This is a genomic window from Burkholderia sp. MSMB0856, assembly GCF_001524645.2.
Classification (GTDB): Bacteria; Pseudomonadota; Gammaproteobacteria; order Burkholderiales; family Burkholderiaceae; genus Burkholderia; species Burkholderia diffusa.
Genome location: NZ_CP013427.1, coordinates 436,528 through 461,678 on the forward strand (window position 1 = coordinate 436,528; position 25,151 = coordinate 461,678).

Below are 25,151 nucleotides of genomic sequence, written 5' to 3' on the forward strand. Positions count from 1 at the left end.
GCCGCCGGGCCGTGGTCGACCGACCGTGGCCCGGCGCCGCTTCACGATGTCGAACAAGACCTACGAAATCCGTCCGGAGCAGTCCGTCGAGCTGCTGAAGGAACTGCACATCCTCACCCGCGACGGCAAGCTGAACCAGGACAGCCGCCGCAAGCTGAAGCAGGTCTATCACCTGTTCCAGTTCATCGAGCCGCTGCTCGCGAGCGTGCAGGCCGACAAGGGCCGCGTGACGCTCGTCGATCACGGCGCCGGCAAGTCGTATCTCGGCTTCATCCTGTACGACCTGTTCTTCAAGCAGCAGCCGGGGCACGGCACGCCGGCGTTCGCGTCGCACGTGTACGGGATCGAGACGCGCGAGGAGCTCGTCACGCGCTCCACCGAACTCGCCGCGCGACTCGGGTTCGGCGGCATGTCGTTCCTGAACCTGTCGGTCGCCGATTCGATCACGTCGCCGAAGCTGCCGGAAACGGTCGATGTCGTCACCGCGCTGCATGCATGCGACACGGCGACCGACGACGCGATCCGTTTCGCGCTCGCCAAACGCGCGCAGCACATTGTGCTGGTGCCGTGCTGCCAGGCGGAAGTCGCGGGCGTGCTGCGCAAGAACAAGGGCAAGTCGCTCGCGAACGCGCTGACGGAAGTGTGGCGGCATCCGCTGCATACGCGCGAATTCGGCAGCCAGATCACCAACGTGCTGCGCTGCCTGCAGCTCGAGGCGCACGGCTACCAGGTCAGCGTGACCGAGCTGGTCGGCTGGGAACATTCGATGAAGAACGAGCTGATCATCGCGCAGTACAAGAACCTGCCGCGCCGCAAGCCCGCCGAGCGGCTGAACGAGATCCTCGGCATGTTCGGGCTCGCCGAACTGAACGAGCGTTTCTTCGCGCCGGCGCCCGCGGCGGCGGCGGGCGAGGCCGTCGAGCCGGCCTCGGACTGACGCAGGCGGCCGCGCGGCCGGTTTGCCGCGCGGCAGCCGGCCGACGCGCGACGCGTCAGACGTCGTCGCCCGGCCGGCGCATCCATTCGCGCCAGCCGTCGTGGCCGAGGCGGCGCAGCGTTTCCTGGTTTTTCTCGTAGATCGCGGACGCGTCCGGGAACGCGTCGACCGCGCGCGCGATGCTGTCCTCGCGCAGCAGGTGCAGGATCGGATACGGCGCGCGGTTCGTGTAGTTCTCGATGTCGTCGGCTTCGCTGCCTTCGAACCGGTACTCGGGATGGAAGCTCGCGATCTGCAGCACACCGTCGAGCCGCAGTTGCCGCACGAGCCGGTCGGCGAAGAACAGCGCATCGTTGTAGTCGACGAAATCCGCGAATGCGCGCGGATAGATCACGAGCGTCGTATCGACCTGCTGCGGATCCGCCGCTTCGAGCGCGCGCAACTCGGTTTCGAGGTCGGCGAGCGCGTCCTCGAGCGTCGTCGCTTCGCTGATCGCATAGCGCACCTGCTCCTTCACGTAGACGCTCTTCGCGAACGGGCACAGATTGAGCCCGATCACCGCGCGCGCGAGCCAGTGCCGCGTGGCTGCGAGGATGTCGTCGTGCGAGTCGGGGCGGGTATCGGTCATGGCGAGGGCAGTCGGGTCAGGCGGCAGCGAGGGCCGCATTGTAGCGGGGGCGGGCACGCAAGGTTCGCGCGTGCGCCGCCCGTCATGCGCAGGCGGCTTCGATCAGTTGCGTGACCAGCGCGGGCGCGGTGCCGATTGGCGTTTCGCCGTGCCGGTAGGTCTGGCTGGCCGCGTAGATGCCCTCGACCACGAGCGCGAGCGCGTCGGCGAGCGCTTTCGGCTGCCGGGCGCCTGCGCCTTCGCATAGTTCGACGAGCCGCTTCATCAACTGCTCCTTGTTCCGCGCGACGCGCTCGCGCGCCGGATGCGACGCATCGGGAAATTCGGCCGCGACGTTGACGAACGGGCAGCCGCGATAGTCCTTCTGCGTCGCGCGCTCCGCGAGATCGACGAAATACTGGATCAACTGCGCTTTCGGCTGGCCCGGATGCTTCGCGACGCTCGAATCGAGGCGCTCGAAGAAGCACGCATCCATCCGTTCGAGATACGCGAGGATCAGCTCGTCCTTCGACGAGAACTGGCGGTACAGGCTCATCTTGTTGACGCCCGCGCGTTCCACGACCGCCTCGACGCCGACCGCGCGCACCCCTTCCTTGTAAAACAGCTCCTCGGCGGCGCGCAGCAGGTGTTCCTGCGCGGCGGCCGCGGCGATCGGCTGGCGCGTGCGGCGTGCCGGCGGCTTGTTGGCGGCCTCGATGCCCGACATGATGACCCTCGACTGCGTGGTGAATTGCTTGACATGTTACCGACTGGTAACTACGATCGCAACACACTTGTGACCGAGCGGTAACAATGCCGACCGGATCGACAGACGAATGCCAGGTATCGGCCCGGGTCAGCCGATGCAGTGTGCGGCGGAGGTGGCCCGGTGGTGAGGCGGGGCAGGCGCGCGGGCGCCGGGCCGCCAACTGGAGAGCGATGACATGAACTGGGCAGTGACACGAATCGGCGGGCGTTTCCATTACGGATGGCTCGCGGCGGCGGTGGTTTTCCTGATCCTGCTGGCCGCGGCCGGCACGCGCGCGACACCGAGCGTGCTGATGGTGCCGCTCGAGCGCGAACTCGGCTGGAGCCGCGCGGCGATTTCGCTGGCGATTTCGGTGAACATCGCGCTGTACGGCCTGACGGGCCCGTTCGCGGCGGCGGCGATGCAGCGCTTCGGGCTGCGGCCCACGATCCTGACCGCGCTGGTGACCATGAGCGCGGGCGTCGCGCTGTCGTCGATGATGACGCAGAGCTGGCAGATGGTCGTGATCTGGGGGCTGATGGTCGGCTGCTCGACGGGTGTCGTCGCGCTGACGCTGTCGGCGACCTTCGTCACGCGCTGGTTCCATGCGCGGCGCGGCCTGGTGATGGGCATCCTGACGGCGAGCACGGCCACTGGCCAGCTCGTGTTCCTGCCGATGCTCGCGGCGATCGCGCAGCGTCATGGCTGGCGGCCGGTCGTGCTGGTCGTCGCCGTGGCGGCCGCGATCGTGATTCCGCTGGTCGCGTTCCTGCTGCCCGAGCGGCCGGCCGACGTGAAGCTGCGCCCGTACGGCGAGCCGGCCGATACGCCGGCCGCGCCCGACGCGACGAAGGAGAACCCGCTCGCGGTCGCGTTCCGCACGCTGCTGACGGCGAGCCGCTCGCGCGACTTCTGGCTCCTGTTCTTCAGCTTCTTCATTTGCGGTGCGAGCACTAACGGCTATGTCGGCACGCACCTGATCGCGATGTGCAGCGATTACGGGATGACCGAAGTGCAGGGCGCATCGCTGCTCGCCGCGATGGGCGTGTTCGATCTGTTCGGCACGACGCTGTCGGGCTGGCTGTCCGACCGCTACGACAACCGCGTGCTGCTGTTCTGGTACTACGGGCTGCGCGGGTTGTCGCTGATCTACCTGCCGCATGCGTTCGGCATCGATTTCTTCGGGCTGCCGCTGTTCGCGATGTTCTACGGGCTCGACTGGATCGCAACCGTGCCGCCGACGGTACGGCTCGCCACCGACGTGTTCGGCAAGGCCGCGGCGCCGGTCGTGTTCGGCTGGATCGTCGCGGGCCACCAGCTCGGTGCGGCATTCGCGGCGCTCGGCGCGGGGCTGCTGCGTGCCAGCCTCGGCACCTATACGATCGCGTCGATGATCTCGGGCGGGCTCTGCATCGTCGGCGCGCTGATCGTGCTGCGGATCAACCGCGGCCCGTCCCGCGCGGCCGCGCAGGCCGCCTGAGCGCGGCGTTCCGGCCGGCCCGTGCGCGGGCGCGGCCGGTCAATGCGGAATCGGTGATTTGCATTGCGCGGGATGACCGGGCGCGTGACGCCTCAAGCGGTTATGCTTGCGGTTCGCCGGGCGTTCGCGCCCCTTCATCGATGTCAGCGAGGAACCGCATGTCCGTCAAACCTGCACCCACCACTGTTTCGATTCACGACCTGATCGCGGGTCGCTGGAGCCCGCGCGCGTATTCGGACGAGCCGATCAGCAGCGCCGATCTGCATGCGGTGCTCGAAGCCGCGCGCTGGGCGCCGTCCGCGTACAACGCGCAACCGTGGCGCTTCATCGTGTTCGACCGCACGCAGGACGAAGCGGCGTTCAAGCGCGCATTCGCGACGCTGGTGCCGTTCAACCAGGGCTGGAACGCGCCGGCGCCGGTGCTGATCGCCGTGACCGCGCACACGCTCACGCCGAAGGGCGAGCCGGCGCCGACCGCGCTGTACGACGCGGGCGCGGCCGCGATGTCGCTGGTGCTACAGGCGCATGCGCTGGGTCTCGCCGCACACCAGATGAGCGGCTTCGACGCGAAGGCGTTCCGCGACGCATTCGAGATTCCGGCCGACGTCGCGATTCCGGCGATCATCTCGCTCGGCCACTACGGCAACGTCGACAAGCTCGATCCGGTGCTGCGCGATCGCGAAAAGGGGCGCCGCGTACGCGTCACGCGATCGGCGAAGTCGTCTATGCGGGCGCATGGAAGAAGGGTTTCGACGCCGCAGCCTGATCCGCAAGCGGGCAGGCGTTCGTCGAGCACACGGTCCGCGTCAGTTGCCGGCGCGCCGCAAGCGGGCGGCGTGGAGGCGTGGCGCAGGATCCCCCGTCCGCACCCGTCGCCGGCGCGCCGCGGGTGCGCCCGATCGCGGCGCCGGGCCGGTTGCACCGGCATCGGTGGGCGATCCGGTTGTGATCCGGCGGGCTTCATGTTAAAAAGCCCGTCCTTTCCGTTTTCGCGCCGGCCATGCAGCGGCACCTTCCCATGACTTACTGCGCGATCGATTTCGGCACGTCCAATTCCGCCGTGGCACTGCCCGACGGCGACGGCATGCGCCTCGCGCCCGTCGAGGGCGACCACCTGACGCTGCCCACCGCGATCTTCTTCAACAACGACGAGCAGACGGTCGAATATGGCCGTGCGGCGCTCGCATCCTATATCGACGGTTTCGACGGCCGCCTGATGCGCTCGATGAAGAGCATCCTCGGCTCGCCGCTCGCGGAAACCACGACGGATCTCGGCGACGGCAGCGCGATGGCGTACACGGAGATCATCGCGCGCTTCCTGACGCACCTGAAGCGCAAGGCCGAAGCGCGCGCCGGCGCGCCGATCGGGCGCGCGGTGCTCGGCCGGCCGGTGTTCTTCGTCGACGACGATCCGCGCGCCGACCGCCTCGCGCAGGACCAGCTCGAAGCGGCTGCGCAGTCGGTCGGTTTCACGGACGTACATTTCCAGTACGAACCGATCGCGGCCGCTTTCGACTACGAGTCACGCCAGCAGGCCGAGCGGCTCGTGCTGGTCGCCGACATCGGCGGCGGCACGTCGGACTTCTCGCTGGTGCGCGTCGGGCCGGAGCGCATGGCGCGCCTCGAGCGCAAGGACGACGTGCTCGCGCACCATGGCGTGCACGTCGCGGGTACCGATTACGACCGTCGCGTCGAGCTGGCGGCGATCCTGCCGGCGTTCGGCTACCGCTCGCTCGATCCCGAGGGGCGCGAGCTGCCGAACCGGATCTATTTCGACCTCGCGACCTGGCATCTGATCAACACGGTCTATACGCCGAAGCGGCTGGGCGAGCTGAAGCTGATGAAGCATCTGTACCAGGACGTACGGCAGTACGACCGGCTCACGCGCGTGGTCGAGCAACGGCTCGGGCATGCGCTGATGGCGCGCGCGGAAGAAGCGAAGATTGGCGTGGCGGCGGGCGGGGAGACGATGATCGACCTGAACGACGTGGAAGAGGATCTGCAGATCGCGTTCGACGCCGAACGCCTCGTCGATGCGAGCGTGGACGACACCGCGCGCATCGTCGATGCCGCGCGCGAAACGGTGCGGCTTGCGGGTATCGCGCCGCGCGACGTCGGCGCGCTGTATTTCACTGGCGGCTCGACCGGGCTCGCGTTCCTGTCGGGTGCGCTCGCGGGTGCGTTCCCGGATGCGCAGCCGGTGTTCGGCGATCGCCTCGCGAGCGTCGCGACCGGGCTCGGCATTCACGCGCAGCGGCTGTTCGGCTGACCGAACGCCATTCGGATCGGCGGCGGCCGCAAGGCTGCCCGCGCCGGAAAACAAAAAGCCCCGCCGAAGCGGGGCTTTTTTACACGAAATATCGCGCCGAACTTAGACCGGACGGATGTTCGCAGCTTGCAGACCCTTCGGGCCCGTCTTCACTTCGAATTCAACCTTCTGGTTTTCTTGCAGCGTCTTGAAGCCTTCGACGCGGATTTCCGAGAAGTGCGCGAACAGATCGTCGCCGCCGCCTTCCGGGGTGATGAAGCCGAAGCCCTTTGCGTCATTGAACCACTTGACGGTACCGGTTGCCATGTTACTTGTTCCTAAAAAGATAAAACGGGGCCGAGGCCCATGGGTGCGGAAAATCAAGGAAGGGGGTAATGGGACCAACCGGAGTACCGTTGATGGGCGAACTACGAAAGAACCAATTCACTCGCCGCTTGAAATCCTGCAACGTCGTTTATACGGCTATTCGGGCGCGCGGTCAACCGTATTTCCATGCACTCAGGGTTATTGCGGAGTTAAGGTTTACAAACCTTGCAAACGACGCGAATTTTTTGTAGGGGCCGAACGATTTTGGCGCCAACTTGCAGGTGCAACCGTTAAACTACGCGCCGCGTGGAAGGGTTGCCCCGATCGGGTGATCCTTCCCCCCAAAATTGCATGCGCGGTGCTATCCGAGCCGATCCCGGACAGCGGGCCGACCATGCTTTTTGAGACATAGGAGAGGATGTGAAGAGTTCTATTCAACGGAACATCGGCCCGTTTGCACTCATGCTGACGGGACTGGGTTCGATTATCGGCTCGGGCTGGCTGTTCGGCGCCTGGAAGGCTGCGAAGATTGCCGGTCCGGCGGCGATTTGCGCATGGATCATCGGCGCGGTCGTGATTCTCGCGATTGCACTGACGTATGCCGAACTGGGCGCGATGTTCCCCGAGTCGGGCGGCATGGTGCGCTACGCGCGCTACTCGCATGGGTCGCTGGTGGGCTTCATCAGCGCGTGGGCGAACTGGATCGCGATCGTATCGGTGATTCCGATCGAGGCGGAAGCATCGATCCAGTACATGAGCACGTGGCAGTATCCGTGGGCGCACGCGTTGTTCGTGAACGGCGAGCTGACGACACCCGGCCTGCTGCTGTCGGCCGTGCTGGTCGTCATCTATTTCATGCTGAACTACTGGGGCGTCAAGGCCTTCGCGCGTGCGAACACCGCGATCACGATCTTCAAGTTCCTGATCCCCGGCCTCACGATCCTCGGCCTGATGATGTCGAGCTTCCATTCGGAAAACCTCGGCACCGCGTCGAATGCAAGCTTCGCGCCGTACGGCTGGTCGGCCGTGCTGACCGCGGTCGCGACGAGCGGCATCGTGTTCGCGTTCAACGGCTTCCAGAGCCCGGTGAACCTGGCCGGTGAAGCGCGCAATCCGTCGCGCAGCGTGCCGTTCGCCGTGATCACGTCGATCCTGATCGCACTCGTGATCTACGTGCTGCTGCAGATGGCGTACATCGGCTCGGTGAATCCGGCCGACGTCGCGAAGGGCTGGTCGCACTTCAACTTCTCGTCGCCGTTCGCGGAACTCGCGATCGCGCTGAACCTGAACTGGCTCGCGATCCTGCTGTATGTCGATGCGTTCATCAGCCCGAGCGGCACTGGCACGACCTACATGGCGACGACCACCCGCATGATCTACGCGATGGAGCGTAACAACACGATGCCGAAGATGTTCGGCAACGTGCACCCGATCTACGGCGTGCCGCGCCAGGCGATGTGGTTCAACCTGCTCGTGTCGTTCATCTTCCTGTTCTTCTTCCGCGGCTGGAGCTCGCTCGCGGCGGTGATTTCGGTTGCGACGGTGATCTCGTACCTGACCGGCCCGATCAGCCTGATGGCGCTGCGCCGCGCGGCGACCGACATCGAGCGTCCGCTGTCGATCCCGCTGATGAAGCTGATCGCACCGTTCGCGTTCGTCTGCGCGTCGCTGATCCTGTACTGGGCGAAATGGCCGCTGACGGGCGAAATCATCCTGCTGATGATCGTCGCGCTGCCGGTGTATTTCTACTTCCAGGCGAAGTCGGGCTGGACCGGCTGGGGCGCCGACCTGAAGGCCGCGTGGTGGCTGGTCGCGTACCTGCCGACGATGGCCGTGCTGTCGCTGATCGGCAGCAAGGAGTTCGGCGGTTACGGTGTGCTGCCGTACGGCTGGGACATGCTGATCGTCGCGGCCCTCTCGCTGGTGTTCTACTTCTGGGGCGTGAACACGGGCTACCGGACCCAGTATCTCGACGAGCGTGAGTCGCACGACGAGATCCTCGAAGGGGTCGGTGCCTGACGCCTGACCCGCCACCGGAATCGGCGGTGGCGGAAAGCGTTGAAAAAGCCCGTCCGAGCGCCGCTCGGGCGGGCTTTTTGTTTGCTGCCGCCGGCCGTGTCGCCGGATTCAGGCGGCCGCGCTCCCGAACACGTAGTTCGTCATCGCGAGCACGCGTTGATACGTGCCGAGCGACTGGATGCCGAGCTGGTAGTCGTCGTCGGCCGCGCCGAGCGCGGTGAACACCGGCAGCAGGTGTTCGTCGGTCGGATGCATCAGCGCGGCATGCGGCGCCTGCCGGCGATAGTCGAGCAGCGCGTCGACATCGCGCGCGGCGAGCTTCGCCTCGAACCAGTCGGTGAATTCCGCGACGCGCGGGTCCGCATCCTCGGGCGCCGCGCTGAAATCGGCCGCGCGCAGGTTGTGCGTGATCTGGCCCGAGCCGATCACCATCACGCCTTCGTCGCGCAGCGGCCGCAGTGCGCGGCCGAGCGCGAAGTGATGGGCGGCGTCCGCGCGCGGCTGGATCGACAATTGCGCGACGGGCACGTCGGCTTTCGGGAACATCAGCAGCATCGGCACCCACGCGCCGTGGTCGAGGCCGTGCTCGGTCGTCGCGGTCGGGATGCCGGCTGCATTCAGCAGCGCGGCCGCCCGTTCGGCGACCTCGGGCGCGCCTGGCGCCGGGTACTGGATTTCGTACAGCGCGCGCGGGAAGCCGTAGAAGTCATGGATCGTTTCAGGATGCGCGGCCACGCTCGCGACCGGCTGTTGCGTGCCCCAGTGCGCGGACAGCATCAGCACCGCGCGCGGACGCGGCAATTCGGCGCCGAGGTGCGTGAACGCTCCGGAGGGGAGTGTCGGGTCGATCGGCAGCGTCGGGGCGCCGTGGGACAGGTAAAGCGAGGGCAAGCGGTTCATGGTGGGGAGCCTGCAAAAGGGATTTGCCTGTGACTATAGGCGCACACCAAACATTGATAAACCGGCTAAATGGAATTTGATTGAATCTTGTTTGTTGATAATTGGGCGGCTTCGGGCCTTCGATGGCAGGTCGAGGCTTGAGATTGCCGGATCGAGCGGGAAGGCGGCTGAATCGGCGAAGATGCATGAAGAACGGCGCCGAAGCGCCGTGTCGAGCGGCTTACTCCGCCGGCCGGATGCCAGCCCACGGCGTCGTCATCGGTGCATTGAGTGCGAACAGATCCAGGACGCGGGTGACGGTCTGGTCGACGAGTTCCTCGATCGTCTTCGGCATCGCGTAGAACGCGGGCAGCGGGGGAAACACGATGCCGCCCATTTCGGTCACGGCGGTCATGTTGCGCAAATGCGCGAGGTTGAACGGCGTTTCGCGCACCATCAGCACGAGGCGGCGGCGTTCCTTCAGCGTGACGTCGGCCGCGCGCGTGATCAGGTTGTCCGACAGGCCGTGCGCGACGCTCGCGAGCGTCTTCATCGAGCAGGGCGCGATCACCATCCCGTCGGTCGCGAACGAACCGGATGCGATCGTCGCGCCGACATCGCGCACCGAATGCACGACATCTGCCCGGCTTCCGACCTCGGCCTTCGACAGCTTCAGTTCATGCTGGATATTGAGCCAGCCGGCGTTCGAAACCAGCAGATGCGTTTCGACGCCGCCGGCGGCGCGCAGCAGTTCGAGCAGCCGCACGCCATAGACCGCGCCGGTGGCGCCGGTGATCGCGACGATCAGCCGGCGTGGCGGCGCGCTGGGAGATGCCATCGGGAAGGGGACGTTACGCGGCGGCGAACAGTTGCTGCAGTTCGCCGGACTGGTACATCTCCATCATGATGTCCGAGCCGCCGATGAATTCGCCCTTCACGTACAGCTGGGGAATGGTCGGCCAGTTCGAGAATTCCTTGATGCCCTGGCGGATTTCGTCGTCTTCCAGCACGTTGACCGTCTTGAACTGGTCGACGCCGCAGGCCTTCAGCACCTGCACGGCGCGGCCCGAGAAGCCGCACATCGGGAATTGCGCGTTGCCCTTCATGAAGAGCACGACCTGGTTTTCGTCGACGATTTGCTTGATACGTTGTTGGGTGTCCATGTCTGACCTTGCGTTTGCGGGGCGTTAGAACGAAATGATAGCGGATTTCAACCGGGCGGGCCGGCCATCAGCCGGGCCGGCGACCGCCCGTCGTGCGTTCGATCGCGGCCAGATCGGCGAGCGATTCGACCGCGATGAAGCCGCGTGACAGGAGCAATGCGCGCACGGCTTCGGCCTGGTCGTAGCCGTGCTCGATCCATAGCGTGCCGCCGGGTTTCATATACGCGCCGGCGCCGGCGACGATCGTGCGGATCGCGCTGAGACCGTCGGCATCGTCGGTGAGCGCGCCGCGCGGCTCGAACCGCAGGTCGCCCTGCGCGAGGTGCGGATCGTGCTGCGCGATGTACGGCGGGTTGCTGACGATCGCGTCGAACGCGAGCAGCGGATCGAGCGCGGCGTACCAGTCGCTCTGCAGCCAGTGCAGCGGGCCGCCGGGGCGGCGCGCGTCGAGCAGCTTGTTCGCGTTGCGTTGCGCGACTTCGAGCGCGGCCGGCGAACGGTCGAGCGCCCACACGCGCGCATCGGGCCGTTCGGCGGCGATCGACACGGCGATCGCGCCGCTGCCGGTGCCCAGATCGAGCACCGCCGGATGCGGCCGTCCGTCGATGGCGTCGAGCGCGGCTTCGACGAGCAGTTCGGTTTCCGGGCGCGGGATCAGCACGTCGGGCGTCACGTCGAACGGACGGCCGAAGAATTCGCGCATCCCGACGAGCTGCGCTACCGGCTCGCCGGCCGCGCGGCGCGCTTCGAGCGCGCGGTAGCGCGCGATCGCGGCCGGTTCGAGCGGGGCGTCGCCGCGCGTGATCAACTGCGTGCGGGTCCAGCCCAGCGCGTGCGCGAGCAGTACGCGCGCATCGACCGGGTCGAGCGACGACGCGCGCAGCAGTTCGTCGGCGGTGGTGTCGGGCATCGCGACCTCAGTCGGTGTCGCCGAGCGACGCGAGCAGTTCGGCCTGGTGTTCGGTGACGAGCGCGCCGATCAGTTCGTCGAGATCGCCGTCCATCAGCGCCTCGAGCCGGTACAGCGTCAGGTTGATCCGGTGGTCGGTCATCCGGCCCTGCGGGAAGTTGTACGTGCGGATCCGTTCCGAGCGGTCGCCGGAGCCGATCAGGCTCTTGCGCGTCGCCGCTTCCTTCGCGTGCTGCTCGTGATACTGCTTGTCCTTGATGCGCGCGGCGAGCACTTTCAGCGCGCGATCCTTGTTCTTGTGCTGGGAACGGTCGTCCTGGCACTCGACGACGATCCCGGTCGGGATGTGCGTGACGCGCACGGCCGAATCGGTCTTGTTGATGTGCTGGCCGCCCGCGCCCGACGCGCGGAACGTGTCGATCCGCAGGTCGGCCGGATTGATCTCGACCTCGCCGATCTCGTCGGCTTCCGGCATCACCGCGACCGTGCAGGCGGACGTGTGGATGCGCCCCTGCGTCTCGGTCGCCGGCACGCGTTGCACACGATGGCCGCCCGATTCGAACTTCAGGCGCGAGTAGGCGCCCTGGCCCGCGATCCGCACGATCACTTCCTTGTAGCCGCCGAGGTCCGACGGGCTCTCCGACATCATCTCGACCTGCCAGCGCTGGCGTTCCGCGAAGCGCAGGTACATGCGCAGCAGGTCGCCCGCGAACAGCGCCGATTCGTCGCCGCCGGTGCCGGCGCGGATTTCGAGGAAGATGTTGCGGTCGTCGTTCGGGTCCTTGGGCAGCAGCATCTTCTGCAATTCGCCTTCGAGGCGAACCATGCGTTCGCGCGCGCTGCGAATTTCCTCTTCGGCGAAATCGCGCATCGACGCATCGGCGAGCAGTTCCTGCGCGGCCGTCTCGTCGCTGCGCGACTGGCGCCACAGCGCGTATTGCTCGACGACCGGGCCGAGTTCCGCGTGTTCGCGCGTCAGCTTGCGGTACTGGTCGAGGTCGGCCGTGACGTTTTCGCGGCTCAGCAGGTCGTTCAGTTCGGCCAGCCGGATAGACAGCTGGTCGAGCTTGCGTTGCATGCTCGTCTTCATGGTGTGGAGCGGCGCTCCCGGGCAAGGGTATTCGGAAAGGATAGGCCGGCTCGCGGCCGGCGGCAGGGCAACCGGCCGGCGCTAGTGGCCGGACTGGTCGTTCGAGCGAGGCGCGTGCTGGTAGAAGCCGCGCATCAGGTCGATCAGCGAATCGCGGTCGGCGCCGTTCACGCGGTTGAGCGCGCTCGTCGGGCCGTGGATCAGCTTGTTGGTGAGCGCCTGCGACAGCGCTTCGAGGACTGCCGCCGGATCGTCGCCGCGCGCGAGCAGCTTTTGCGCCTTCTCGACTTCCGCGCGGCGCAGCGCGTCGGCCTGCGTATGCATGTGACGAATCACCGGCACGACGCTACGCGTGTCGAGCCACTGCATGAAATTCTGCACACGCGTCTCGATGATCGTCTCGGCTTGCGCAACCGCGGCCTGGCGCGATGCGTTGCCTTCGCGCACGATCGCGCCGAGATCGTCGACGGTGTAGAGGAACACGTCCTTCAGCTTGCCGACTTCCGGCTCGATGTCGCGCGGTACCGCGAGGTCGACCATGAAGATCGGCCTATGGCGGCGTGCCTTCACCGCGCGTTCGACCGCGCCGAGGCCGATGATCGGCAGCGTCGACGCGGTGCACGACACGATGATGTCGAATTCGTGCATGCGGGCGGGCAGATCCGACAGCGGCATCGCGCGCCCGTTGAAGCGTTCGGCGAGCCGCTGGCCGCGTTCGGCCGTGCGGTTCGCGACGACGAGCTCGCGCGGGCTCTGCGCGGCGAAGTGCGTCGCGCACAGCTCGATCATCTCGCCGGCGCCGATGAACAGCACGCGCTGATCCGAAACCTTTTCGAAGATGCGCTGTGCGAGGCGGACGGCGGCGGCGGCCATCGACACCGACTGCGCGCCGATCTCGGTCGTGCCGCGCACTTCCTTCGCGACAGCGAACGTGCGCTGGAACAGCTGGTTCAGGTAGGTGCCGAGCGCGCCGGCTTCCGTCGCGGTGCGCACCGCGTCCTTCATCTGGCCCAGAATCTGCGTTTCACCGAGCACCATCGAGTCGAGGCCAGACGCGACGCGGAATGCGTGCCGGACCGCTTCCGACTGCGGCAGCGCGTAGACGTGCGGCGCGAGCTCGTCGACCGGAATCCGGTGGTACTCCGACAGCCAGCGAATCGCCCCCTCGCGTGCGGCACGATCATCGGTGGCGCAGTAGAGTTCGGTGCGGTTGCAGGTGGAGAGGATCGCCGCTTCGGGCGCATTGGGCGCCTGGGGGCCGAGGAACACGTTCTTGAACGTGACGAGAGCCGGCTTGATTTGCTCGAGCGGAAACGCCACGCGTTCGCGCAGGGCGACAGGCGCAGTGTGGTGGTTGATTCCGATCGTGAGGAGTTGCATATCGAGGGCTATCGTTTAGCGGCATATTATAGCGTTTCGGTGATTTCCTCACTCGCGGCATACCGGGCATCAGCATGGCGTGGCCTCGAATTTGGGGGCTCGATCGGCACGCGGTCGAGCTGATAACCGAAGCCGTAGAGCGGCAGAAGCCGGTAGCCATGCTCGGGAAGTAGCTGCAGCTTGCTGCGCAGCCGGGACGCGTGCGTATCGAGCGTGCGCGACTTCATGTCGCGGCGGCGGGCCCACACGGTTTCGAGGATATGAGCGCGCGACACGGGCCGGGACAGGTTCGCGAACAGCAGTTGCGCGAAGCGGAACTCCTTCGGCGTGAGCGCGACGACCACGTCGCCGAAGCGCACGAGGCCGTGGGTCGCATCGAAGGCGTATTCGCCATACATTTCGCGCGACCGATTCGGCGGTCGCCGGACGCCGGCGCGCCGGCTCAGTGCATTCACCCGTGCGAGCAGCTCGGGCCCGCTCACCGGGCGCACGAGGCAGTCGTCGGCGCCCGCGTGCAGGCATGACACGACTTCGCTTTCGCGTGGCAGTTGCATCACGGCGATGGCCGGCAGGCCGGGCAGGATCGCTTGCGCACGCGGAATGACTTCCTCGGCCGGCTGATCGCCGGCCCAGTTGCCGGTGATCAGCATGTCGCAGGTATCGGTGGCGAGCCACTCGAAGAACGCGGTGCTGGACGGAAACGCGTGGCACACGTGACCGCCGGCGAAGAGCAGGCGGTTCAGGAGCGCAGCATGACGTGCCTCCGGATCGATCAGGGCGATTCGCATGAGGATTTCTTCAATACGGCTGCCGGTGCGCGCTTGCCATAACGTCGGGTCGGCCCCTACACTCGAATGTTCGCGGCGCCCGGCTGGTCTCGGGTTCGATGGATGAATCGATGCTAGTCGCTGGCAACGTTCACGCCTATGGGACGAATCTGAATTTATAGAAGGCGTCGAATGAACTGGTTTGGAATCCTTGTCCTGGGAGCGGCCGTCGGGCTGTTCGGCCGGTGGCTGCATCCGATGCGGCGCACGGGCCGGCCGGCATGGTGGATCGCGGTGCTCGTCGGCATCGCAGGCGCCGCTGCCGCGCGCATGGCCGGCAATCTCTCTGGACTGTTTTACGATGGCGAAACGCTCGAATGGCCGGTCTGCACCGGTGTCGCGTTCCTCGCCGTAGCCGTGACGGTCGCGGTGTCTGCCCGTCGCTGAAAGCTCTCAGGTGAAATCATGAATGCCCGTCTCCCCGAAGTCTCGTCGGTGCCGGCTCGCCTCGCGCTGTTGCGCGGCGCGATGGTCCGCGAGGACCTGGCCGCCTATCTCGTGCCGTCCGCCGATCCTCACCTGTCCGAGTACCTGCCCGAACGCTGGCAGGCGCGCCGCTGGCTGTCCGGTTTCACGGGCTCGGTCGGCACGCTGGTCGTGACCGCGGATTTCGCGGGCTTGTGGGTCGACAGCCGTTACTGGGTGCAGGCCGAGGCGGAACTCGCCGGCACGGGCGTCCAGCTGATGAAGATGACGGGCGGGCAGCAAAGCGCGCCGCATGTCGACTGGCTCGCGCAGAACGTGCCGGCCGGTGCGACGGTCGGCGTCGACGGTGCCGTGCTCGGCGTCGCGGCGGCACGCGCGCTGACGGCCGCGCTGAGCGCGCGCGGCATCGCGCTGCGCACCGATCTCGACCTGCTCGACGCGATCTGGCCGGAGCGCCCGGGGCTGCCGGGCGACGCGGTGTTCGAGCACGTGGCGCCGCAGGCCGACACGACGCGCGCAAGCAAGCTCGCCGAAGTGCGCCGCGCGATGCACGCGCAGGGCGCGCAATGGCATTTCGTGTCGACGCTCGACGATCTCGCGTGGCTGTTCAACCTGCGTGGCGCCGACGTCAACTTCAACCCCGTGTTCGTCGCGCACGCGATGATCGGCGCCGACCGCGCGACGCTGTTCGTCGCCGACGGCAAGGTGTCGCCGGCGCTGGCCGCGTCGCTCGCGCGGGACGGCGTCGAGATCCGCGCGTATGACGCCGCGCGCGCGGCGCTCGCGGCGCTGCCCGACGGCGCGACGCTGCTGATCGACCCGCGCCGCGTGACGTTCGGCACGCTCGAGGCCGTGCCGGCCGGCGTGAAGCTGGTCGAGGCCGTGAACCCGTCGACGTTCGCGAAGTCGCGCAAGACGTCCGCCGAGATCGAGCACGTGCGCGTGACGATGGAGCACGACGGCGCCGCGCTCGCCGAATTCTTCGCGTGGTTCGAGCAGGCGGTGAACCGCGAGAAGATCACCGAGCTGACGATCGACGAGCAGCTCACGGCTGCGCGCGCACGGCGCCCCGGCTACGTGTCGCCGAGCTTCGCGACGATCGCCGGCTTCAACGCGAACGGTGCGATGCCGCACTATCGCGCGACGCCCGAGTCGCATGCGACGATCGCCGGCGACGGCCTGCTGCTCGTCGATTCGGGCGGCCAGTACACGACCGGCACGACCGACATCACGCGCGTCGTGCCGGTCGGCACGGTCAGCGACCTGCAGCGCCGCGATTTCACGATCGTGCTGAAGTCGATGATGGCGCTGTCGCGTGCTCGTTTCCCGCGCGGCATTCGCTCGCCGATGCTCGACGCGATCGCGCGCGCGCCGATGTGGGCGGCCGGGCTCGACTACGGCCACGGCACCGGCCACGGCGTCGGCTACTTCCTGAACGTGCACGAGGGCCCGCAGGTCATCTCGCACTACGCGCCGGCCGAGCCGTACACCGCGATGGAAGAGGGGATGATCACGTCGATCGAGCCGGGCGTGTACCGGCCCGGCAAATGGGGCATCCGGATCGAGAACCTGGTCGTGAACCGCGCGGGCGGGCAGACCGAGTTCGGCGACTTCCTCGCCTTCGAGACGTTGACGCTGTGTCCGATCGACACGCGCTGCGTGCTGGTCGAGATGCTGCATGAAGAAGAGCGCGCGTGGCTGAACACGTATCACGCGACTGTGCGCGAGCGCGTCGGCCGGCACGTGAGCGGCGACGCGAAGGCGTGGCTCGACGTGCGCACGCAGCCGATCTGACGCGACGCGCAACGAGCGACAACGGCCGCGCGACGGCCGGACCATGATCGAGAGGGCAAACGATGGCAGACACCGCAGTGATCGTGATCGACATGCAGCGCGGACTGGTGCAGCGGGCGCGGCCCGCGTACCGGCTCGACGACGTCGTGTCGGGCATCAACCGGCTGACGGCGGCGGCGCGCGCGGCGAACGCGCCCGTGTGCTTCGTGCAGCACGACGGCGACGCGGACGACGATATCGTGCCCGGCACGCCAGGCTGGGCGCTGCATGAGGAACTGATCGTCGGGCGTGCCGACTGGCGCATCCGCAAGCGGATGAGCGATTCGTTCCACGACACGCCGCTCGCCGCGCAGCTCGACGGCCACGGCATCCGTTCGGTGCTGATCTGCGGTTATGCGACCGAGTTCTGCGTCGATTCGGCCGCGCGCCGCGCGGCACTGCTCGGCTACCGGACGACCGTCGTGTCCGACCTGCACACGACGAACGAGCGCACGCACCTGTCGGCCGCGCAGATCGTCGCGCATCACCACTTCGTGTGGGAAAACAATACGCTGTCGGGCAATTCGGTGACGCCGCGTCCGCTTGCCGACGTGCTCGCCACGGAGTTCGCATGACGATCAAGGCGGTGGTGTTCGATTTCGGCGGCGTGCTGATCGACTGGAGCCCCGAGTATCTGTACCGGCAACTGATTCCGGACGAAGCCGAGCGCCGCTGGTTCCTCACGCACGTGTGCGCGATGGACTGGGTGATCCGTCAGGACGGCGGGCAGACGATTGACGAAGGGACGAGCGAGCTCGTCGCGAAGTTTCCGGCGCACGAGGCGCTGATCCGCGCGTTCTACGCGCGCTGGCACGAGATGATCGGCGGCGTGCTCGACGAAGGCGCCGCGCTCGTCGACCGGCTCGATGCGCAGGGAATGCCGCTCTTCGGGCTGACCAACTGGTCCGCGCAGACGTTTCCGTATGCGTGGGACAACTTCCCGGTGCTGCGGCGCTTCAAGGACATCGTCGTGTCCGGCCGCGTGAAGCTCGTGAAACCCGATCCGGCGATCTACCGCGAAATGCATGCGCGGATCGATCCGTTCCTGCCGGGCATCGCGCCGCACGAACTCGTGTTCATCGACGACAACGCTAAGAATGCGGCGGCCGCGACGGCGCTCGGCTGGCACGGCATTCATCACACGAGCGCGGCCGCGACCGAGGCGCGTTTGCGCGAGCTGGGCGCGCTCGCGTAGTCTCCCGGCAGCCTACGTCAGACGGATGAAAAAAAAGCGGGCCATGAGCCCGCTTTCTTGTTTTGCCGAACCGGCAGCGGCCGCTTTCCGCATCCGGCTCCGCGTTGCCGGGTGCACGGGCCGCGCCGTTCAGCGGCTGATCGGCTTGTAGCGCAGACGCTTCGGCTTCGCGGCTTCTTCGCCGAGGCGCGCACGCTTGTCGGCTTCGTATTCCTGGTAGTTGCCGTCGAAGAACGTGACCTGCGAATCGCCTTCGAACGCGAGGATGTGCGTCGCGATCCGGTCGAGGAACCAGCGATCGTGCGAGATCACCATCACCGAGCCCGCGAATTCGAGCAGCGCATCTTCCAGCGCGCGCAGCGTTTCGACGTCGAGGTCGTTGGACGGTTCGTCGAGCAGCAGCACGTTGCCGCCGGAGATCAGCGTCTTCGCGAGGTGCAGGCGGCCGCGTTCGCCGCCGGACAGGTTGCCGACGATCTTCTGCTGGTCGCCGCCCTTGAAGTTGAAGCGGCCGATGTATGCCCGCGACGGCGTTTCGTACTTGCCGACCGTCAGCACGTCGGCGCCGCCCGAGATTTCCTCGAACACCGTCTTCGAGCCGTCGAGCGCGTCGCGGCTCTGGTCGACGTACGCGAGCTTCACGGTCGGACCCATCACGACTTCGCCCGAATCCGGTTGTTCCTTGCCGGTCAGCATCTTGAACAGCGTCGACTTGCCGGCGCCGTTCGGGCCGATGATGCCGACGATCGCGCCGGCCGGAATCTTGAAGTTCAGGTTGTCGATCAACAGGCGGTCGCCGAACGACTTGCTGACGTTCTTGAACTCGATCACTTCATTGCCGAGGCGGTCGCCGACCGGAATGAAGATTTCCTGCGTTTCGTTGCGCTTCTGGTATTCCTGGCTGTTCAGCTCCTCGAAGCGCGCGATACGCGCCTTCGACTTCGCCTGGCGGCCCTTCGGGTTCTGGCGCACCCACTCCAGCTCCTTCTTGATCGCCTTCTGGCGCGCCGATTCAGACGCTTCTTCCTGCTTCAGGCGCTCTTCCTTCTGGTCGAGCCAGCTGCTGTAGTTGCCCTTCCACGGAATGCCGTGGCCGCGATCGAGTTCGAGAATCCACTCGGCCGCGTTGTCGAGGAAGTAGCGATCGTGGGTGACGGCGACGACCGTGCCCGGGAAACGCACCAGGAACTGCTCGAGCCAGTCGACCGATTCGGCGTCGAGGTGGTTGGTCGGTTCGTCGAGCAGCAACATGTCGGGCTTCTCGAGCAGCAGCTTGCACAGCGCGACGCGGCGCTTTTCGCCGCCCGACAGGTGCTCGATCTTCGCGTCCCACGGCGGCAGGCGCAGCGCGTCGGCGGCCACTTCGAGCTGCTGCTCGGGGCTGCCGCCGTCGCTCGACGCGAGGATCGCTTCGTACTTCGCCTGCTCGGCCGCGAGTGCGTCGAAGTCGGCGTCCGGTTCCGCATATGCGGCGTAGATTTCCTCGAGCTTCTTGTTCGCCTGGAACAGGTCGCCGAGGCCTTCCTCGACGGCTTCACGCACGGTTTTCGTCGGGTCGAGCTGCGGTTCCTGCGGCAGGTAGCCGATGTTCAGGTTCGGCATCGGCGTCGCTTCGCCTTCGATTTCGTTGTCGACGCCCGCCATGATGCGGATCAGCGTCGACTTGCCCGAGCCGTTCAGGCCGAGCACGCCGATCTTCGCGCCGGGAAAGAACGACAGCGAGATGTCCTTCAGGATCTGGCGCTTGGGCGGCACGATCTTGCCGACCCGGTTCATCGTGAAAACGTATTGGGCCATTTGGGTGTGAAAGTCAGAAAGGGTTGAGACTGCCGCGCAGCGCGCGGGCGTGCGTGGCGTCGGGTGATTCGGTACGGAGCGTGCCGCGCGGGGCGCGGCGGTGTCGCCGCGGGTTGGCGGCGCGAGCGCGTATTGTACTTCGCCGCCGGCTGCCGCTGGCACCGTGCAGGCCATCCGGCCGACCCGCGTTCACAGCCACGCGGCGACGCCGCCGTGCCCCGAGCAGGTGCCGCGCCGATGGCGGCTGAAGCTGTACGTGCCGTCGCGGCAGCGCGCGCTCGCGCCCTCGGGCACGCGGCCCGATTTCGAGTGGGCCGGCGCATGGACGGTGTCGCCGTCGCGATTGCGGTACGTGTCGTGCCGGTCGAGGTCGGCCTCGTTGGCGTAGCCGGGCGACGCGCGATACGCATGCGCCGCGGGCGGCAGGGCGGCGCACGCGACGAACAGCGCGGCCGACAGGGTCGCGATGCGCGTCATGCGGCGAAGCAGGGCAGGCATGGTCGCTCTCCGGATGTCGTTGTCGGTTGCGGGCCGCATGTTAGCCGATCGGCCGAAGATCGTCGTCGCCGCCCTGCGGGGCAGCGACGCTACGCCGCGCCGGTCATCGACGCCGCTCCGTCGGCCAGTGCGGCTTCGAGTATCCATCGGCGGAACGCGGCGACTTTTGCGCGTTCCGCATGATGCGGCGGATAGACGAGGTAGTACGCGAAATCGTCGAGCCACGCGGCGTCGGCAAGCTGCACGAGCCGGCCGCTCGCGAGCTCGTTGCGCACCATCGCCGCCGGCAGCAGGCCGGCGCCCTGGCCGGCGAGGATCGCCTGCAGCAACAGGCCGGAATCGTCGAATGCGGGGCCGCGCGGCGGGCCGAAATCGGCGATTCGCTGCGCGTCGAACCAGATGTGCCAGCCCTTGCGCTCGGCATCGTGCAGATGCGGCCATCCGGCCAGGTCGGCGGGAGTGGCCGGCACGCCCAGCCGCGCGACGAGTGTCGGCGCCGCGAGCGCGACGATCTCCACGGTCAGCAGCCGTTCGCTGCAGAGGCCGATGTAGCGGCCGAGACCGTGACGGATCGCGACGTCGACGCCGTCGCGCGAGAAATCGGCGAGCGCGTGGCTCGTGACGATCTGCAGGTCGACGCCCGGGCACGCGTCGCGGAACTGCGCGAGGCGCGGCACGAGCCACGCGGACGCAAAAAAGGGTGTGACGCTCACCGTCAGCACGCTGCTGTCGGCGGCACCCGACACGCGCTGCGACGCGTCGGCGATCTGCCGGAACGCGTTGCGCACGGGCGGCAAGTAGTCGCGGCCCGCTGCGGTCAGCAGGATGCCGCGATTCACGCGCTCGAACAGCTGTACGCCGAGGTGCGCCTCGAGCGTGCGGATCATCTGGCTCACCGCACCTGGCGTGACCGACAACTCCTCGGCCGCCGATTTCACCGACAGGTGGCGGGCGGCCGCCTCGAACGCACGCAACGCGTTGAGCGGTGGCAGGCGGGAACGGATCATTGAGTTTTTCTAAATCGAAAGACCGACGAAATATCGTTTGAGGCGACGAGCATGCACGAGTACCGTTGTTGCATTGGATCGTATCGTCGTGAGCGGGTTTTGCGCTGTCGATGCGATCAACATAGTTCAACTATATCCATGAGGCAATCCGGGCGTCGTGCCGCGTCCGGCGGAACCTGAGAGGAGGATCGTCATGAGCGGCCTGCGCGCATCGCGCGTCTTCTACGGCTGGTATGTGGTGGCGGCGGCGTTCGCCGTCACGTTCGTCGGCTTCGGCAGTGCATACACGTTCAGCGCGTTCGTCGAATCGCTGCAGCGTGATTTTGCGGCATCGCGCGGGCAGATCTCGCTCGTGTTCTCGCTGGCCGGCTTCCTGTATTTCGGCTTCGGCATCGTCAGCGGCCCGCTTGCCGATCGCTTCGGCTCCCGGCGGCTCGCCGTCGTCGGCATGTTGCTGACGGCCGCCGGTCTCGCGGCGGCCGGTGCCGCGCATACGCTGCTGCAGGTCTATGTCGCGTACGGGCTCGGTGTCGGCCTCGGCGTCGGCTGCGCGTACGTGCCGGCCGTCGGCGCCGTGCAACGGTGGTTCGTGCGGCGGCGCGGCTTCGCGTCGGGGCTCGCGGTCGCGGGGATTGGCGTCGGCACGCTCGTGATGCCGCCGCTCGCATCCGCGCTGATCGCGCACGTCGGCTGGCGCGGCGCGTACGTCACCCTCGCGGCGATCGCGGTGGTGGTGGGCGCGGGCATGTCGCTGCTGATCGAGAACGATCCACGCGGGCGCGGATTGCTGCCCGACGGCGATGCGGCGCGTGCGCAATCGGGCGACGGGCTGGCTGGTGCCGCTTCATCCGCGCCCGCCGGCGCGACCGTGCGCGAAGCCGTCACGTCGCGGCCGTTCGCGAGCCTGTATGCCGCATGCCTCGTCTGCTCGTTCGGTGTGTTCGTGCCGTTCGTGCATCTCGTGCCGCACGCGCTCGATCATGGCGTCGCGCCGTCGACGGCCGTGCTGCTGCTCGGCGCGATCGGTGTCGGCAGCACGGCAGGGCGCTTCTTCCTCGGCGGCGTCGCCGACCGCTTCGGCCGCCGCGCGTCGCTGCTCGCGATGTTCGCAGGCATGGCCGTCGCGCTCGTCGCGTGGGCCGGCGCCGGGAGCGTCGCGACGCTGGCCGCGTTCGCACTCGTGTTCGGCGTGTTCTACGGTGGCTGGGTCGCCGTGCTGCCGGCCGTCGTGATGGACTACTTCGGCGGCCGCAACGTGAGCGCGATCATCGGCATGCTGTACACGAGCGTCGCGTTCGGCACGCTGATCGGGCCTGCTGCCGCCGGTTTCATCTACGACGCGGGCGGCGGCTATCTCGTGCCGATCCTGGCCAGCGCGGCCGCGAATGCGATCGCGTTCGCGATCGTTGCGGCCACCGGTCGCGCGCCGCTGGCGGCGCACGCGGCCGGCCGCTAGACGCGCGTCGCCGGGCGCTCGGCGGGACGCCGCTTGGCTAGGCGTCTGCCACAATTTCCGCTACGTTGTCCGGGACGTCGATTACCAACGGGCGGAGGCGCATCGTGACATTCGATGAAGTTCGGCGGATCGCGCTGGCATGGCGGGGTGTCGAGGAAGGCACGTCGTACGGCACGCCCGCACTCAGGGTGAAGGGCAAGATGCTCGCGCGCCTGCGCGAGGACGGCGACACGCTCGTCGTGAAGGGCGTCGGCCCCGACGAGCGCGCGTGGCTGATCGACTCGGAGCCCGACGTGTATTACGTAACCGACCACTATGCGGGCTGGCCGATCGTGCTGGTGCGCCTGTCGGCCGCGCATCCTGACGCCGTGAAAAACCTGCTCCTGCGAGAATGGCACGCGATCGTGCCGGCCAAATGGCGGGACGCAGGGCCGGGCGGCGCGACCTGAGCATCCGGCGCAGCGCCTGCGCGGCACGCAAGCCTCGTCGACGGAATGCGTTCGTTGCGGTGTCGCGCGGGCGTGTCTCACCGCACATTTCCCGATCCGGCGCCGCACAAGCGAACGCCGAACCGGACCAAGCGTTGCATCGGTTCGCGTCGATGCAACAAGTGGTTCCATCGAAATTCTTCAATTGGTTCTTAGTCAAGAACCGTTTGATGCTTACACTCCTTCGCTTCGAAGGCGGCTGACCGACAGCCGACGGAAAGGGCGCACGCGATGCGCCGGCGCCCCGTGTGCCGCATCGCACCCGCAGCTTCGCAGACTGCGTCGCGCACCGACCGGAACAGGCTCGATCCAGCTCCCTGCCCGCGTGCCGCGCATGCGCGGCGGGCTGCCGGATTCAACAACGACAAATCCCGCGCCGCCTTCACGCGACACCCGGTCATATCGGAACCGTTTTTTGGAGAGAGACACATGAGTGGAAGCAACACAGGCCTCGGCACCGGTCTGAAGCAGCGTCACGTGACGATGATGTCGATTGCCGGCGTCATCGGCGCCGGTTTGTTCGTCGGATCCGGCCACGCGATCGCGGAAGCCGGCCCGGCTTCGATCCTCGCGTATGCGATCGCAGGCGTCCTGGTCGTGCTGGTGATGCGCATGCTCGGCGAGATGGCCGTCGCGCATCCGGACAGCGGTTCGTTCTCGACCTATGCCGATCGCGCGATCGGTCACTGGGCCGGGTTCACCATCGGCTGGCTGTACTGGTGGTTCTGGGTGCTCGTGATCCCGATCGAGGCGACGGCCGCCGCGACCATTCTCAATGCGTGGTTCCCCGGCGTCGCGACCTGGATCTTCGCGCTCGGCATCACGTTGCTGCTGACGATCACGAACCTCTTCTCGGTCAAGAACTACGGCGAATTCGAATTCTGGTTCGCGCTGATCAAGGTCGTCGCGATCGTCGTGTTCCTGTGCATCGGCGGCGCGGCGATCGTCGGTATCGTGCCCGCGCCGGCCGTATCGGGCGTGTCGAACCTCTTCGCGCACCAGGGCTTCATGCCGAACGGCGCCGGCGCGGTGCTCGCGGCGATGCTGACGACGATGTTCTCGTTCCTCGGCACCGAGATCGTGACGATTGCGGCCGCCGAGTCGGACAACCCGCAACGCCAGATCGTGCGTGCGACGAACTCCGTCATCTGGCGTATCACGCTGTTCTATCTCGGCTCGATCCTCGTCGTCGCGGCCATCGTGCCGTGGAACGATCCGCTGCTGCCGAAGCACGGCTCGTATCAGCGCGCGATGGAGCTGATCGGCGTTCCGAACGCGAAGGCGATCATCGACGTGATCGTGCTCGTGTCGGTCGCGAGCTGCCTGAATTCCGCGCTGTACACCGCGTCGCGGATGCTGTTCTCGCTGTCGAAGCGCAAGGACGCGCCCGCGTTCCTGCACAGCACCGATTCGACCGGCACGCCGCGCGCGGCCGTGCTCGCGTCGACCGCATTCGGTTTCGTGACCGTGATCGCGAACTATTTGATGCCGGAGCAAGTGTTCGGCTTCCTGCTGGCGACGTCGGGCGCGATCGCGCTGCTCGTGTATCTCGTGATCGCGATCTCGCAGCTGCGGATGCGCAAGACGCTCGAATCGGGCGGCGCCGACCTGACGCTGCGGATGTGGCTGTTCCCGTGGCTCACGTGGGCGGTGATCCTGTTCATCTGCGGCACGCTGACCGTGATGTTCGTCAGCGAGGAACACCGGATGGAAGTCGGTGCGACGGCCGTGCTCGCGCTGCTCGTGCTGTTTGCTTCGTGGTTGAACAAGCGCGGTCGCGATGCGCGCGCAGGTGCGGGGCGGCGGGTGTCGGCGACGTGATGACGATCCGAAGGT

General features: G+C 67.1%; 24 protein-coding genes and 1 pseudogene. 12 read left to right on the top strand and 13 right to left on the bottom strand.

Annotated elements, in window-relative coordinates:
• Positions 1–46 precede the first annotated feature (46 nt).
• Positions 47–937 (top strand): class I SAM-dependent methyltransferase, encoded by an 891-nt coding sequence (locus WS87_RS03075; RefSeq protein ID WP_059820579.1) that lies wholly within the window; start codon positions 47–49, stop codon positions 935–937.
• A 55-nt stretch (positions 938–992) separates the two neighbouring features.
• Here the strand turns inward: WS87_RS03075 and WS87_RS03080 are convergent, their stop codons facing one another.
• Positions 993–1,565, bottom strand: coding sequence for a DUF1415 domain-containing protein (locus WS87_RS03080; protein WP_059692336.1), 573 nt, complete (start codon positions 1,563–1,565; stop codon positions 993–995).
• An 82-nt stretch (positions 1,566–1,647) separates the two neighbouring features.
• On the bottom strand, positions 1,648–2,271 hold the full coding sequence (locus WS87_RS03085; protein WP_059820578.1) for a TetR/AcrR family transcriptional regulator: 624 nt from the start codon (positions 2,269–2,271) through the stop codon (positions 1,648–1,650).
• 217 nt (positions 2,272–2,488) lie between these two features.
• On the opposite strand from WS87_RS03085, the gene WS87_RS03090 reads away from it, so the two are divergent.
• The 3 genes and pseudogenes from WS87_RS03090 (at position 2,489) to WS87_RS03100 (ending at position 6,041) form a co-directional block, all read left to right on the top strand.
• A complete protein-coding gene (locus WS87_RS03090) occupies positions 2,489–3,772 on the top strand; it encodes an MFS transporter (protein ID WP_059820577.1) in 1,284 nt (427 codons plus the stop codon).
• Between the two features lie 158 nt (positions 3,773–3,930).
• A pseudogene (locus tag WS87_RS03095) lies at positions 3,931–4,538 on the top strand (nitroreductase family protein).
• Between the two features lie 252 nt (positions 4,539–4,790).
• Positions 4,791–6,041: an Hsp70 family protein gene (locus tag WS87_RS03100; RefSeq protein WP_059820576.1), complete on the top strand. Its 1,251-nt coding sequence runs from the start codon at positions 4,791–4,793 to the stop codon at positions 6,039–6,041.
• 102 nt (positions 6,042–6,143) lie between these two features.
• On the opposite strand, the gene WS87_RS03105 is transcribed toward WS87_RS03100, so the two are convergent.
• Positions 6,144–6,347 carry a cold-shock protein gene (locus WS87_RS03105; RefSeq protein ID WP_006477070.1) on the bottom strand — a complete coding sequence of 68 codons (204 nt, stop codon included), beginning with the start codon at positions 6,345–6,347 and terminating at the stop codon, positions 6,144–6,146.
• 420 nt (positions 6,348–6,767) lie between these two features.
• Here WS87_RS03105 and WS87_RS03115 point away from each other — a divergent pair, with 420 nt between their 5' ends.
• Entirely contained in the window at positions 6,768–8,366 is a 1,599-nt protein-coding gene (locus WS87_RS03115) for an APC family permease (protein ID WP_059820575.1), read from the top strand.
• Between the two features lie 108 nt (positions 8,367–8,474).
• On the opposite strand, the gene WS87_RS03120 is transcribed toward WS87_RS03115, so the two are convergent.
• The 7 genes from WS87_RS03120 to WS87_RS03150 form a co-directional block, all read right to left on the bottom strand.
• Positions 8,475–9,266 carry a DODA-type extradiol aromatic ring-opening family dioxygenase gene (locus tag WS87_RS03120; protein ID WP_059820574.1) on the bottom strand — a complete coding sequence of 264 codons (792 nt, stop codon included), beginning with the start codon at positions 9,264–9,266 and terminating at the stop codon, positions 8,475–8,477.
• Between the two features lie 220 nt (positions 9,267–9,486).
• On the bottom strand, positions 9,487–10,083 hold the full coding sequence (locus tag WS87_RS03125; RefSeq protein ID WP_059820573.1) for a UbiX family flavin prenyltransferase: 597 nt from the start codon (positions 10,081–10,083) through the stop codon (positions 9,487–9,489).
• A 13-nt stretch (positions 10,084–10,096) separates the two neighbouring features.
• Entirely contained in the window at positions 10,097–10,408 is a 312-nt protein-coding gene (grxD, locus tag WS87_RS03130) for a Grx4 family monothiol glutaredoxin (RefSeq protein ID WP_011883132.1), read from the bottom strand.
• 67 nt (positions 10,409–10,475) lie between these two features.
• Positions 10,476–11,318 carry a peptide chain release factor N(5)-glutamine methyltransferase gene (gene prmC, locus WS87_RS03135; RefSeq protein ID WP_059820572.1) on the bottom strand — a complete coding sequence of 281 codons (843 nt, stop codon included), beginning with the start codon at positions 11,316–11,318 and terminating at the stop codon, positions 10,476–10,478.
• A gap of 7 nt (positions 11,319–11,325) precedes the next feature.
• Complete coding sequence (gene prfA / locus WS87_RS03140; protein ID WP_059532743.1) at positions 11,326–12,408, bottom strand: peptide chain release factor 1; 1,083 nt, start codon at positions 12,406–12,408, stop codon at positions 11,326–11,328.
• 81 nt (positions 12,409–12,489) lie between these two features.
• Positions 12,490–13,788: a glutamyl-tRNA reductase gene (hemA, locus tag WS87_RS03145; RefSeq protein ID WP_059465273.1), complete on the bottom strand. Its 1,299-nt coding sequence runs from the start codon at positions 13,786–13,788 to the stop codon at positions 12,490–12,492.
• Positions 13,789–13,814: 26 nt separating this feature from the next.
• Positions 13,815–14,576 (bottom strand): response regulator transcription factor, encoded by a 762-nt coding sequence (locus WS87_RS03150; protein ID WP_059820571.1) that lies wholly within the window; start codon positions 14,574–14,576, stop codon positions 13,815–13,817.
• Between the two features lie 171 nt (positions 14,577–14,747).
• On the opposite strand from WS87_RS03150, the gene WS87_RS03155 reads away from it, so the two are divergent.
• The 4 genes from WS87_RS03155 (at position 14,748) to WS87_RS03170 (ending at position 18,069) form a co-directional block, all read left to right on the top strand.
• Positions 14,748–15,002 carry a hypothetical protein gene (locus WS87_RS03155; RefSeq protein ID WP_059449757.1) on the top strand — a complete coding sequence of 85 codons (255 nt, stop codon included), beginning with the start codon at positions 14,748–14,750 and terminating at the stop codon, positions 15,000–15,002.
• Positions 15,003–15,020: 18 nt separating this feature from the next.
• Positions 15,021–16,835: an aminopeptidase P family protein gene (locus WS87_RS03160; protein WP_059820570.1), complete on the top strand. Its 1,815-nt coding sequence runs from the start codon at positions 15,021–15,023 to the stop codon at positions 16,833–16,835.
• A 62-nt stretch (positions 16,836–16,897) separates the two neighbouring features.
• Positions 16,898–17,449, top strand: coding sequence for a cysteine hydrolase family protein (locus WS87_RS03165; protein WP_059820569.1), 552 nt, complete (start codon positions 16,898–16,900; stop codon positions 17,447–17,449).
• The gene (locus WS87_RS03170) at positions 17,446–18,069 is read left to right on the top strand and encodes an HAD family hydrolase (protein WP_059532732.1); all 624 of its coding nucleotides are present in this window, start codon (positions 17,446–17,448) and stop codon (positions 18,067–18,069) included. Before WS87_RS03165 ends, WS87_RS03170 begins: the two co-directional genes overlap by 4 nt.
• A 129-nt stretch (positions 18,070–18,198) precedes the next feature.
• Here WS87_RS03170 and ettA read toward each other — a convergent pair whose 3' ends face one another.
• The 3 genes from ettA to gcvA all read right to left on the bottom strand — a co-directional run bounded on the left by ettA (position 18,199) and on the right by gcvA (position 21,371).
• On the bottom strand, positions 18,199–19,866 hold the full coding sequence (ettA, locus tag WS87_RS03175; protein ID WP_059820568.1) for an energy-dependent translational throttle protein EttA: 1,668 nt from the start codon (positions 19,864–19,866) through the stop codon (positions 18,199–18,201).
• A gap of 189 nt (positions 19,867–20,055) precedes the next feature.
• Positions 20,056–20,364: a DUF3761 domain-containing protein gene (locus WS87_RS03180; protein WP_059532727.1), complete on the bottom strand. Its 309-nt coding sequence runs from the start codon at positions 20,362–20,364 to the stop codon at positions 20,056–20,058.
• Positions 20,365–20,453: 89 nt separating this feature from the next.
• Entirely contained in the window at positions 20,454–21,371 is a 918-nt protein-coding gene (gene gcvA, locus WS87_RS03185) for a transcriptional regulator GcvA (protein WP_059820567.1), read from the bottom strand.
• Positions 21,372–21,564: 193 nt separating this feature from the next.
• Here gcvA and WS87_RS03190 point away from each other — a divergent pair, with 193 nt between their 5' ends.
• The 3 genes from WS87_RS03190 to gabP all read left to right on the top strand — a co-directional run bounded on the left by WS87_RS03190 (position 21,565) and on the right by gabP (position 25,136).
• On the top strand, positions 21,565–22,827 hold the full coding sequence (locus WS87_RS03190) for an MFS transporter (protein WP_059820566.1): 1,263 nt from the start codon (positions 21,565–21,567) through the stop codon (positions 22,825–22,827).
• 104 nt (positions 22,828–22,931) lie between these two features.
• On the top strand, positions 22,932–23,276 hold the full coding sequence (locus WS87_RS03195; protein WP_059820565.1) for an MmcQ/YjbR family DNA-binding protein: 345 nt from the start codon (positions 22,932–22,934) through the stop codon (positions 23,274–23,276).
• A gap of 468 nt (positions 23,277–23,744) precedes the next feature.
• Positions 23,745–25,136, top strand: a complete 1,392-nt coding sequence (gene gabP, locus WS87_RS03205; protein WP_059820564.1) for a GABA permease — start codon at positions 23,745–23,747, stop codon at positions 25,134–25,136.
• Positions 25,137–25,151: the final 15 nt, after the last annotated feature.